The sequence below is a fragment of the Streptomyces sp. NPDC030991 genome (assembly GCF_055571235.1).
Genome location: NZ_JBVIFR010000010.1, coordinates 300,257 through 313,534 on the forward strand (window position 1 = coordinate 300,257; position 13,278 = coordinate 313,534).

The following is a 13,278-nucleotide window of genomic DNA, read 5'->3' on the forward strand; positions in this document are numbered from 1 at the left end:
AACGAGAACGATGACCAACGACACCAACGCCGATGTTCTCGACTACCTCAAGCGGACATCGATCGAGCTCATCGAGGCACGCAAACGCCTCCGCGAGGTGACCGACGCGGCCTGCGAGCCCGTCGCGGTCGTGGGCGTCGGCTGCCGCTTCCCCGGCGGCGCCGCGTCCCCCGAGGCGCTCTGGGACCTGGTGCGGGCGGGCGCGGACGTCGTCTCCGACTTCCCCGCGGACCGGGGCTGGGACCTGGAGGGCCTCTACGACCCGGACCCGGACCGGCCGAACACCTGCACCACCCGCTCGGGCGGATTCCTGTACGACGCGGGCGACTTCGACGCCGAGTTCTTCGGGATCAACCCGCGCGAGGCGCTCGCCGCCGACCCGCAGCAGCGGCTGCTCCTGGAGACCTCGTGGGAGTCCCTGGAACGGGCCGGGATCGACCCGGCGACCCTGCGCGGCAGCGACACCGGCGTCTTCGCCGGCCTCGCGTACTTCGGCTACGGCAACCACTTCACCACCCCCGAGGCCATCTCGGGCTACGCGCAGACCGGCTCCCTGCTGAGCGTGGCGTCCGGCCGGGTCGCGTACACGCTGGGGTTGCAGGGCCCGGCCGTGTCCACCGACACCGCGTGCTCGTCGTCGCTGGTCGCCGTCCACCAGGCGGTGCAGTCGCTGCGGCAGGGCGAATGCGGCCTCGCCCTCGCCGGGGGCGTCACCGTCGTGGCGATGCCGCAGGTGTTCCGGGAGTTCTCCCGGCAGCGGGGTCTGGCCGCCGACGGCCGGTGCAAGGCGTTCGCGGAGGCGGCGGACGGCACCGGCTTCGCCGAAGGCGTCGGGATGCTCGTCCTGGAGCGGCTCTCGGACGCGCGGCGCAACGGGCGCCGGATCTGGGCGGTCATCCGCGGCTCGGCGATCAACCAGGACGGCGCGTCCAACGGACTGACCGCTCCCAACGGCCCGGCCCAGCAGCGCGTCATCCGGGCCGCGCTGGCCGACGCCAGGCTGCGGGCGAGCGACGTGGACGTGGTCGAGGGGCACGGCACCGGCACGACCCTCGGCGACCCCATCGAGGCACAGGCACTGCTGGCCACGTACGGGCAGGAGCGGGAGCCGGGCGGCGACCCGCTGTGGCTGGGGTCGCTGAAGTCGAACATCGGGCACACGCAGGCGGCGGCCGGGGTCGGCGGCATGATCAAAATGATCATGGCGATGCGGCACGGGGTGCTGCCCGGCACGCTGCACGTGGACCGCCCCTCGACGCACGTGGACTGGTCGGCCGGTGCGGTCGAGCTGCTGACCGAGGCCAGAGAGTGGACCACCGCGCCGGGACGGCCCCGGCGGGCCGGTGTCTCCAGCTTCGGGGCCAGCGGCACGAACGCGCACCTGATCCTGGAGCAGGCACCCGACCCCACCGAACCCACCGAACCCGCACCTGAAACCGCCCCCGTCGTAGGCGAGTTGACACCCTGGGTGGTGTCGGCGCGGTCGGCGCAGGCCCTGCGGGCGCAGGCAGGGAAACTGCGCGACTTCGTGACCGCCGACCCCGGCCTCGACCTCACCGACGCCGGGTCGTCGCTGCTGACGGGCCGCTCGCACTTCGAGCACCGCGCCGTGGTCGTCGGCCGCGACCGGGACGACCTGCTGAACGGCCTGGCGGCGCTCGCCGAGGGCACGGAGACCGCCGGGGTGGTGCGCGGCCTCGCCGGTGAGAGCGGCGGCACCGTCTTCATGTTCCCCGGCCAGGGTTCGCCATGGGTGGGCGTGGCACGGCAGTTGTACGACACCTTCCCGGCCTTCGCGCGGAGCCTCGACGAGACCTGCGCACGCTTCGACGCGCGGCTCCCCTTCGCCCTGAAGCCCCTCCTCCTCGCCGACGAGCCCGCACAGCCCGAGCGGACGGACATCGCGCAGCCGGCGCTGTTCGCCCTCCAGGTCGGCCTCTACCGGCTCCTGACGGAGTACTGCCCGCCGCCGGACCTCCTCATCGGCCACTCCGTCGGCGAGATCGCCGCCGCCCACGTGTCCGGCGCCCTCGACCTGGACGCCGCGACCAGGCTCGTGGCCGCCCGCGGCCGGCTCATGCAGACGGTCGGCGAACGCGGCGCCATGCTGGCGGTCCGCGCCTCCGAGGCCCGACTGGGCACGCTGCTCGCCCAGTTCGACCGGGTCGCGGTCGCCGCCGTCAACGGCCCGGAGTCGGTCGTGCTCTCGGGCCTGCGCGACCAGGTGCACGCGGCCTTGGACCAACTCGTCGCCGCCGGCACCTCGGCGAAACTCGTCGCGGTCGACCACGCGTTCCACTCCCCGCTCATGGACCCGATCCTGGAGGAGTTCGCGGCATCGCTCGACGGTCTCGGCGCGGGCGAACCGACGATCCCGGTCGTCTCGACCAGGCTGGGCCGCCAGGCCACCCCCCAGGAGCTGTCCTCCGTGACGCACTGGGTGCGCCACGTCCGCGAACCGGTCCGCTTCCACGACGCGGTGGAGTGCGCCCGGGCGGCAGGCGCCGACGTCTTCGTGGAGGTCGGCCCGGGCGCGACGCTCACGGGCATCACCCAGGAGAACCTCACCGGCGAGGGCGCCCACGACGTGACCGTCCTGTCGGCCTCCCGGCGCGACCGCACCGGCCCGCGCGCGCTGCTCGGCGCCCTCGCCCAGCTGCACGTCCGGGGCGCGGCCGTGGACCTCCGCGCCCTGTACGGGACGCGCCGACAGGTGGACCTTCCGACGTACGCGTTCCAACGGCAGCGGTACTGGCTGGACTTCCTCGCCGCGATGGAGAGCGCGGACGTCGCCGCCGCCGGCCTGGGCGCCACGGACCATCCGCTGCTCGGCGCCGTGCTGGACCACCCCGCCACCGACGAGATCGTCTTCACCGGCCTGTGGTCCCTGCGGACCCACGGCTGGCTCGCCGACCACACCGTCTTCGGCGCCGCCGTCGTCCCGGCGACGGCCCACATGGACCTGGCGCTCTCGGTGGGCGACCACGTCGGCTGCCCCGGCGTCGAGGAACTCACCCTGGAAGTGCCCCTGATCGTCCCCGACCCGGGCGACGTACGGATACGGCTCGTCGTCGGCGCCGCGGACGAGGAGGGACGCCGCTCCCTGGAGGTGTACTCCGCCCCCGGCGACGAAGGGACGGCGCCGGGCGGCTGGACCCGGCACGCGACAGGCAGCCTGGTACCTGCCGCGCCGCCGGCACGGGCCGCCACCGACGACGTACGGACACTGGCCGACTGGCCGCCCGCCGACGCCCGGCAGCTCGACCTCGGCACCCTCTACGACGACTTCGCCGACGCGGGCTTCGACTACGGGCCGGCATTCCGCGGCCTGCGGGAGGTCTGGCGCCGGGGCGACGACCTCTTCGCCCTCGCCACCCTGCCGGACACCGGGACACCGGCTCCCGGCACCTTCGCCCTGCACCCGGCCCTGCTGGACACCGTCCTGCACGCGTCGGTGGCAGGCGGCGTCATCGAAGTCACCGGCGAGCAGGGCCGGATGCCGTTCTCATGGTCCGGGGTGCGCCTGAGCGGCGTGTGCGGCCCGACCGTGCGGGTCCGGCTCTCCCCGGCGGGCGTGGACACCGTGTCCCTGGCCGTCGCCGACGAGCACGGCCACCCGGTCGCCTCCGTCGACGCGCTGACGTTCCGCCCGGCCGCCGCCGACCAGGTGCGCTCGGCACCGGGCGCCGCGGCGCAGTCGCTGTACGAGGTCCGGTGGAGCCCCGCCGCGGAGAGCAGCGGACGCGAGACGGACCACGAGCCGTGGGCCGTCCTCGGCACGCACAGCGGCCTCGCCCACCGGCTCCGCGCGGCGCACGAGAGCGCCGTCCCCTACGCGACGTTGGACGAGGCCGCCGCAGGTCAGCCGCCCCGGCTCCTCGTCCTGTGCCCCGACGACGCCGTCCCCGACTCCGCTGGCGGTCTCCTCGCCGCGGTCGGCGACACGGACAAACGCGTACTCGACTGCGTCCAGCGGTTCCTCGCCGAGGGCTCCCTCGCCGCCACCACCCTGGTGGTGCTCACCCGCCGGGCCCTGGAGACCGGCGCGGGGGAGGGCGTCGAGAGCCTGCCCGGCGCCTCCGTATGGGGCCTGATCCGCTCCACCCAGACGGAGCACCCCGGCAGGTTCCGGCTGGTGGACATCGACGACGAGGAGGCGTCCTGGACCCGCCTGCCCGCCGCGCTCGCCCTCGACGAGGAACAACTCGCCCTACGGGAAGGCGCATTGCTCGTCCCCCGGCTCGCCCCGGCCGCATCCGCGGACCACCGGATCGGGCCGCCGCCGGCCGGCGCCCACCGCCTCGGCATCCCGAGCAAGGGAACGCTGGAGAACCTGACCTGGGTGGCCTGCCCCGAGGTCGAGGCGCCCCTGACGAGCGGCCAGGTCCGGATCGCCGTACAGGCCGCGGGCCTCAACTTCCGGGACGTCACCATCGCGCTGGGCCTCGTCGACCGGACGGCCATCGACGCCGGGCTCGGCAGCGAGGGCTCCGGAGTCGTCCTGGAGGTCGCGGACGACGTGACCCGGCTGGCACCGGGCGACCGGGTGACCGGCATCTTCACCGGCGCGTTCGGCCGCACCGCCGTCGCCGACCACCGCATGCTCGTGCCCGTCCCCGACGGCTGGAGCCACGCCCAGGCGGCCTCCGTGCCGTGCGTCTTCCTCACCGCCTACCACGCGCTGTTCCGCATCGCCCGCCTCAAGAAGGGCCAACGCGTCCTCATCCACGCCGCGGCGGGCGGCGTCGGCATGGCCGCCGTCCAGCTCGCACGGCACATCGGCGCCGAGATCTACGCCACCGCCAGCCCGGCCAAGTGGCCCGTGCTGCGCGCCCTGGGCGTGGACGAGACGCACCTGGCGTCCTCACGCGACCTGGAGTTCGCCCGGACGTTCCTGGCCGCCTCGGACGGCCGCGGCGTCGACGTCGTACTGAACTCCCTCGCGCACCACTTCGTCGACGCCTCGCTGACGCTGCTCCCCGAGGGCGGACACTTCGTCGAGATGGGCAAGACGGACATCCGCGACCCCCAGCAGGTGGCGGCCGACCACCCCGGAGTCGCCTACGAGCCCTTCGACCTGTACGAGTGCGGCCCGGACGCCCTCCAGGAGATGTTCCGGGCCGTCATGGAGCTGTTCGCCGACGGGCGGCTCACCCTGAACCCGGTCTCCCTGCGCGACGTCCGCGACGCGCGCCGCACGTTCCGCGAGATGAGCCAGGGCCGCCACGTCGGCAAGCTGGTCCTCGACGTGGGCGACGGCCTCGGCGGCGGCACCGTACTGGTCACCGGCGGCACCGGCGGCGTGGGCTCGGTCGTGGCACGGCACCTCGCCGCCGAACACGGCGTACGCAGCCTGCTGCTGGCGAGCCGCCGGGGCCCGGCGGCCGATGGGGTGCCCGAACTCGTCGCGGAGCTGGAGGACGCGGGAGCGAGCGTCCGGGTCGTGGCCTGCGACGTGGCGGACCGGGCCGCCGTGGCGGAGCTCCTCGCGGACCTGCCCCCGCGCCACCCGCTGACGGCGGTCGTCCACGCGGCGGGCGCACTCGCGGACGGCACCGTCGAGTCACTGACCCCGCAGAGCGTCGACCACGTCCTGTCCGCCAAGGTCGGCGGCGCCGTCAACCTGCACGAACTGACCCAGGGCCACCCCCTGTCGGCGTTCATCCAGTTCTCCGCGCTCGCGGGCACCCTCGGCACCGCGGGACAGGCCAACTACGCCGCCGCCAACGCCTTCCTGGACGGCCTCGCGGCCCGGCGCGCCGCGGCCGGACTGGCCGGCACCTCGCTCTGCTGGGGCTGGTGGGAGCAGAGCAGCGGCATGACCGCCGACCTGGCTCGGGCCGACCTCTCCCGGCTGCGGCGGACCGGCATCGCCGCGATGCCCACCCCCGAGGCGCTGGCCCTGTTCGACGCGGCGTACGCGAACGGCAGACCGGTCCTCGTCCCGGCGCGCGTGGACACCGCCGGACTGCGGACCCTGCCCGGCGACGCGCTGCCACCGCTCCTGCGCGGCCTCGCCGAGAGCGCCCGCCCACGCCGCGACCGGGCCCGCCCGGCCCAGGACGGCGGCGGCCCCGGGCTCGCCGCCAGGCTGGCCGCCCTGCCCGCGGACGAGGCGGCGGCGGCCGTGACGGACTGGGTGCGCGACCAGGTCGCCATCGTGCTCGGCCACCCGTCGGGCACGGCCGTCGACGCCGACCGGACCTTCACCCAGCTCGGATTCGACTCACTGACCTCGGTCGAACTCTGCAACCGCCTGGCGTCCTCGACCGGGCTGCGCCTGCAGTCCACGCTCGTCTTCAGCTACCCCACACCCCGCGAGGTGAGCGAGCACCTGCACACCCTGCTCCGCCCCGGACCGGACGCCACCGGCCCGGCCGAGGACGCCGAGGACGCCGCGATCCGGGAAGTGCTGCGGACCGTCCCCCTCGCGAACCTGCGCGGCGCGGGCCTCCTCGACCTGGTCCTGGCGTGCGCCGACGCGCCGCGCCCGGACGGCGCCGGGCCGGTGCGGGCCCCGGACACCGCTACGGACGACACCGCTGCGGACGAACTGTCGGACCTGGACCTGGAAGCACTGGTCGACCTGGCTCTGGACGAGAAGAGGTAAGTGACATGACCAACTCCGCGGACAGCACGGCGGACGGTGCGGACCGGGTCCAGCGGGCGCTGCGCACGCTCATCGAGGAGCGCGACCGCCTCCGGCAGGAGAACGACGCCCTGAAAGCGGGCCGCGGCGAACCGATCGCCGTGGTCTCCATGGCCTGCCGCTACCCGGGAGGCGTGTCGGGCCCCGAGGACCTGTGGGAGCTGGTCCGCGCCGGCCGGGACGCCGTCGGGGAGTTCCCCAAGGACCGCGGATGGCGGGACGTCTACGACCCGGACCCCGACACGCCCGGCCACTCGTACACGCGCCACGGCGGGTTCCTGACTGACGCGGCCGCCTTCGACGCGGGCTTCTTCGGCATCAGCCCGCGTGAGGCCCTGACGATCGACCCGCACCACCGCCTGCTCCTCGAGACGTCGTGGGAGGCGTTCGAACGGGCCGGCATCGTCCCCGCCGACATGCGCGGCGCCGACGTCGGCGTCTTCTCCGGGGTCAGCTCGTCCGAGTACGGCTGGCGCTTCCTGGAGGCGGGCCAGAAGGAGCTGGAGGGCCACCTGCTGTACGGCAGCGCGCTCAGCGTCGCCTCCGGCCGGGTGGCGTACGAACTGGGCCTGACCGGGCCCGCGGTGTCGGTGGACACGGCGTGCTCGTCGTCGCTGGTGGCCCTGCACCTGGCCGCGCAGTCCCTGCGGTCGGGGGAGTGCTCGCTCGCGCTGGCGGGCGGGGCGTCGGTGATGTCGACGCCCGCGTTCTTCGTGGAGTTCTCCCGGCAGGGGGCGCTGTCGGCGGACGGCCGGTGCAAGGCGTTCGCGGACGGCGCGGACGGCACCGGCTGGGCCGAGGGCGTGGGCGTGCTCCTCCTCGAACGGCTCTCCGACGCCCGCCGCAACGGCCACCCCGTCCTGGCCGTCCTGCGCGGTTCCGCCGTGAACCAGGACGGCGCGAGCAACGGCCTGACCGCTCCCAACGGCCGCGCCCAGGAGAAGGTGATCCGCAAGGCCCTGGAGAACGCGGGCGTCCAGGCCCGCGAGGTGGACCTGGTCGAGGCCCACGGCACCGGGACCACGCTCGGCGACCCCATCGAGGCGGGCGCGCTGCTGGCCACCTACGGCCAGGACCGGGCGCCGGACAGGCCGCTGCGGCTGGGCTCCCTGAAGTCGAACATCGGGCACTCCATGGCCGCCGCGGGCGTCGGCGGGGTCATCAAGTCCGTCCTGGCCCTGCACCACCGCCACCTGCCGAAGACCCTCCACGTCGCGGCGCCCTCGTCGCACGTGGACTGGGCGTCCGGCGCCGTCGAACTCCTCGTGGAGGGGCGGGAATGGACCCGGGCCGACGGCCCCCGGCGGGCCGGGGTCTCCTCGTTCGGGGTCAGCGGCACCAACGCGCACGTCATCCTGGAGGAGGCACCACCGCGGGAGCCGGCCGAGGAGCACGCCACGGACCCGGGCCCGGACGTGGCCGGCGGCCTCGTGCCCTGGGTGCTGTCGGGCAAGAGCGCGGCGGCCGTGCAACGGCAGGCGGGCAGACTGCGCGAGTTCGTCGCCGCCCGCCCGGACCTCGACCCCGCCGACCTGGGCTGGTCGCTGCTGACGAGCCGGTCCCGGTTCGAGCACCGCGCGGTGGTCCTCGGCCGCGGCAGGGACGAACTGTCCGACGCCCTGGCCGCGTTGAGCGACGGCACCGACTCCCCCGCCGTGATCCGCGGCGCCGCCCGCGACCCCGGCGGTGTCGTCTTCATGTTCCCCGGCCAGGGATCGCAGTGGGCCGGGATGGGACGACAGCTGTACGCCACCTTCCCCGTCTTCGCCCGGAGCCTCGACGCGTGCGCCGACGCGCTGGCCGAGTGGGTCGACTGGTCGCTGCTCGACGTGGTGCGCGGCGAGCCGGGTGCGCCCGGACTCGACCGGGTGGACGTCGTCCAGCCCGCGCTCTTCTCGGTCATGGTCTCCCTGGCCGCCCTGTGGCGGTCCTGGGGCGTGGAACCGGCCGCGGTGGTGGGCCACAGCCAGGGCGAGATAGCCGCCGCTCACGTGTGCGGTGCGCTCTCCCTGCGCGACGCGACCAGGATCGTGGCGCTCCGCAGCCAGGCCCTCGTCGACCTGATCGGGCACGGCGGGATGGCATCGGTCGCGGAGTCCGCGGACGTCGTGGCGGAACGTCTCGCCCCGTGGGGCGGGGCGGTGAGCGTCGCCGTGGTCAACGGGCCCCGCTCCGTGGTGGTGTCCGGCGAACCCGGCGCACTCGACGAATTCATCGAGAAAATGCGGGCCGAAGGGGTACAGGCGCGAAGAATATCCGTCGATTACGCCTCCCATTCCCCCCAGGTCGGCCGGGTCCGTGACCGGGTCACCACAGCGCTGTCCGAGGTGCGTCCGACCACATCGGCGCTGCCGTTCTATTCGACCCTGCACGGCGAGAAGACCGACACCGCGGAGCTGAACGGCGCATACTGGTACGCCAATCTGCGGGAGAAGGTCCTCTTCGCCCCCTCCGTCCGGCGGCTGGCCGAGGACGGGTTCCGGGTGTTCATCGAGATGAGCCCGCACCCCGTGCTCACCGTGCCGGTGCAGGAGACGGTCGAGGACGTCGACGGCGCGATCGTCCTGTCCTCGACGCGGCGGGACCGGGACGAGGTGGAGTCCCTGCTCGGCTCCCTGGCGGGGCTGCACGTGCGCGGCGGCTCCACCGACCTCGGCGCCCTCTTCGGCCCGCGCCGGCGCGTGGACCTTCCGACCTACGCGTTCCAGCGGCAGCGGTACTGGCTGAACTCCTCGCACACGGCGGTGGCGCAGATGCCCGCGCCAGAGGTGCCCGAGGACGACGACGACCTCGAACCGCTGGCCGACCGGGTCGCCGCCCTCTCCGGCGACGCGGCGCAGCAGCTCGTCCTCGACCAGGTCCTCGCCAAGGTCGCCGTCGTCCTCGGCCACGCCGGTGCCGGGACCGTCGACCCCGACCAGGAGTTCAAGGCGATCGGCTTCGACTCGCTGCTCTCGGTCGAACTCAGCAAACGCCTGACCGCGACGACCGGGCTCAAACTGCGGGCCAACCTCGTGCTGCGACACCCCTCGCCCCGGCGCGTCGCCGAGCACATCACCACCTCGATCACGCGGGGCGGCCCGCGGTGAACCCACCACCGCCCGGGGGCACCGGCGCCCCCGGGCATGTCCCGCCGGCGGGACACCACAACCCCGGACGGCCCCGGCCCGGGCCCGGCACCAACCGTGTTGCCCGGCTGATTCACCTCCGTGAGGCTGAGGCGATCCGCGATTTCCCGCGATTCCCGAACCTGTTCTTCCTGTTTCCCCGAGGGGTTGATCCGTGTGCGTTCGTTCGGTGCGTCGTCTGCGCATAAAGGGCTGTGGCTGGCGGAGAAGGTTTCTCCCGACACGCTGAACCATGCACTGACCATGTGGGATGTGGACGGTGAACTCGACGCGGCCGTCATGGAATCCGCGTTCCTGCACGTGCTGGGCGAAGCGGAAGTACTGCGCGTCACCTTCGCCGACGACGACGGCGGCGAACTGCGGTTCACCCCCCGGGAACTGGGGGAGTGGCGACCGTTCCACCTGGACGTCAGCGCCGAGGCCGACCCCGAGCGAGCGGCCCGCGAGGCGCTGGCCGACCTGGTGCGCAGGCCGTTCGACCTCCAGCGGGACCTGCTGTTCCGGCTGGGCGTCGTGCGGCTCGCGGCGACCCGCTCCCTCGTGGTGATCGCCTACCACCACCTCGTCTCCGACGGGTTCGGCACCGGCGGGCTGCTCTCGAAGCGCCTCGCCGAGGTGTACACCGCGCTGGCCCGGGGGGAGGAGGCGCCGGAGCAGGCGCACCCGTGGGACGCCGAGTCCTTCGCGGCCGACGCGGCCGCGTACCGCGACTCCGAGAAGTTCACCGAGGACACCGAGTTCTGGCGCGACTACCTCACGGACGCGCCCGCGCCCGCGCGGCTGCCGCACATCGCCCTCTCCGACGACCAGCGGGCCGCGCTCTGCGCACCGATGAGCGGCGCCGACCGCTGGGGCGAGCTGACCGAACCCATCGGCATGGTCAGCCGGACGCTGACCGTGCCCCGCGCCGAAGCGCAGACGTGGACCGAGGCCGCGCAGTCCCTGGGCGTGTGGATGTCCACGATGCTGACCTCGGCCGCGGCCGTCTACTTCCGGCACCGCTGCGAGCGCCCGGAGTTCCTCCTCTCCCTGGCCGTCGGCAACCGGGTCGGCGCGGCGAGCAGGACCCCCGGCCTCGCGGTGAACGTCGTGCCGGTGCGGGTGAAGGTGCCGCTCGGCGCGACCTTCACCGAGATCGCCGACGCAATGGTCGACGAGACGTACGAACTCTTCGGCCACACCCTCTGCCACTACTCGGACATCCAGCGCGCGAGCGACACCACCCTCGGCGACCGCGGCAGCTTCGGCGCCGTCCTGAACGTCGTCGACTTCGTGGAACAACTCCACTTCGACGGCCACCCCGCGCGCTACCTCGGCGGGACGACCGGGGCCTTCGACGAACTGTCGATCGCCGTCTACCGTGACGGGACCGCCGACAGCGACCTGTTCATCCGGCTCGACGCTCCCGCGCGGCTCTACTCCCGCTCCGAACTCCGTTTCATCGGCGCCGAGTTGACCGACCACATCCGCGCCCTGGTGGCCGCCGCCGAACAGCCGGTCGGCGCACTGGACGTGGTGAGCGGCGCGGAGCGGAACCAGGTACTGACGGCGCCGGACGACACGCACGCGCCGGCCCCGGGCGCGACCGTCGCGGAGCTGTTCACCCGCCGGGCCCAGCAGACCCCCGACGCCGTCGCGATCGTGTCCGGCGACTCGGCGACGACGTACCGGGACCTGGACGAGCGGTCCGGCCGCCTGGCCGGGGCCCTGCGCAGGCGGCACATCGGACCCGAGACGGTCGTGGCGGTGGCGCTGCCCCGCTCGGCGGAGCTGGCCGTCGCCCTGCTCGGCGTGGTGAAGGCGGGCGGGGCCTACCTCCCGGTCGACCCGGCGGCCCCGGCGCCCCGGATCGCGTCGCACCTCGGCGACTCCCCGGCGCGTCTGCTGCTCACCGACGCGGCGACAGCGCAAGCACTCCGCGGCGACCTGGACATACCGGTGATCGCGTACGACGACACCCTGTCGGAGACCGCCACCGAGACCAGCGCCGGTGCGCCGGCGGCCGCGCTCACGCCGGACAACCTGCTGGCCCTGGTGCAGAGCACAACAACTCCCGGCGCTGACACGGCAGTTGGCGTGACCCACCGAAACATGGAGCGGTTCGTCCTGGACCGCCGCATCCAGGACGCCGGCCACGGCACCGTGCTGTGGCACTCGCCGCCCACCACCGACGCCCTCGCCCTCGAATTCTGGGCGCCTCTGCTCAACGGCGGCCGGATCGTCGTGGCTTCGGAAGAGCCGGACCACGACGCGCCGGCCGGGGCGGGCGCGGCGCACGACATCTCCACCATGTGGCTGCCCGCGGCCCGGTTCTCGGCGATCGCCGCGGCACACCCCGAGCGTCTCGCGGGGCTGCGGGAGGTGTGGACCGGCGGGGACCCCGTACCCGCCGCCGCGCTGCGCCGGGTACGGGAGAGCTGCCCCGGCCTGACGGTCGTGACCGGACACGGCAGCACGGAGACCACCGTCTTCGCCGCCTCCCAGCGGCTCACCGCGGACCGACAGGGGCCCGGCACCGACACGTTCGGCGACCCCCTGGACGACACCGCCCTCTACGTCCTGGGACCCGGACTCGCCCCGGTCCCCGTCGGCGTACCCGGAGAGCTGTACGTGGCCGGGCCCGGCGTGACGCGCGGCTACCCCGGCCGGCCCGGACGGACCGCGGAACACTTCGTGGCCTGCCCGTTCGGCCCGCCCGGTACGCGCATGCACCGGACGGGAGAGCGAGTACGCCGCCGCGCCGACGGCGGGCTCGACCAACTCGGCCCGTCCGACGCCCGGGCCGACATCCGCGGCACCCGCGTCGAGCCGGCCGAGATCGAAGCGGCGCTGTCCGAGCACCCCGGCCTCGCACAGGCGGTGGTGGTAGCCGCTGCGGACGGCTCCGGACAGCAGCGGCTGGTGGCCTACGCGGTCCCGGCGGGCGGCCGCACCCTCGCGGCCGACGACCTGCGCAGGTTCGCGGCGGAGCGGTTGCCGGAGCCCATGGTGCCGTCGGTGTGCACGCTCCTCGACCGCCTGCCGGTCACCGCCGACGGACGGCTGGACCGCTCCGCCCTGCCGGCACCCGAGTTCGACGACCAGACGTACCGGGCGCCGCGCAACGACACCGAGCGGAAACTGGCGGCGGCCTTCGCCGACGTGCTCGAACTGGACCGGGTCGGCATCGACGAGGACTTCTTCGACCTCGGCGGCAACTCGCTGCGGGCGATCCGGCTGGTCGGCCTGATCCGCGCGGAGCTGAACCAGGAGGTGTCGATCCGCCGGCTGTTCGCCGCCCGTACCGTCAGCGGCCTGTCGGACATGTGGAAGGACCTCGCCCGGTCCAGCAGGCCGACCCTGCGCAGGCGGACGAAGGAGGGCGCGGTGCTCTGAGGCGCGGCCCGCCGGGACCGCGAAGCCGCGGCCCCGGCACGCACCTCTCGCCCGGCGCGCAAGCCGGACTCGACCACATCTTGTGCGGCACTCCACCGGATCCTGAGAGCGTCCACCCGAGGGCGA

Annotated in this window: 2 protein-coding genes and 1 pseudogene; all 3 read left to right on the plus strand. The window is 74.2% G+C overall.

Annotation, left to right across the window (positions count from 1 at the left end; genetic code table 11):
* The first annotated feature begins 10 nt into the window (after positions 1-10).
* The 3 genes and pseudogenes from ACZ45E_RS20870 to ACZ45E_RS20880 all read left to right on the plus strand — a co-directional run bounded on the left by ACZ45E_RS20870 (position 11) and on the right by ACZ45E_RS20880 (position 13,152).
* The gene (locus ACZ45E_RS20870) at positions 11-6,610 is read left to right on the plus strand and encodes a type I polyketide synthase (protein ID WP_468222569.1); all 6,600 of its coding nucleotides are present in this window, start codon (positions 11-13) and stop codon (positions 6,608-6,610) included.
* 41 nt (positions 6,611-6,651) lie between these two features.
* Positions 6,652-9,738 (plus strand): annotated as a pseudogene (locus ACZ45E_RS20875) (type I polyketide synthase); the annotation flags it as partial.
* 195 nt (positions 9,739-9,933) lie between these two features.
* Positions 9,934-13,152, plus strand: coding sequence for a non-ribosomal peptide synthetase (locus tag ACZ45E_RS20880; protein WP_468222571.1), 3,219 nt, complete (start codon positions 9,934-9,936; stop codon positions 13,150-13,152).
* Positions 13,153-13,278: the final 126 nt, after the last annotated feature.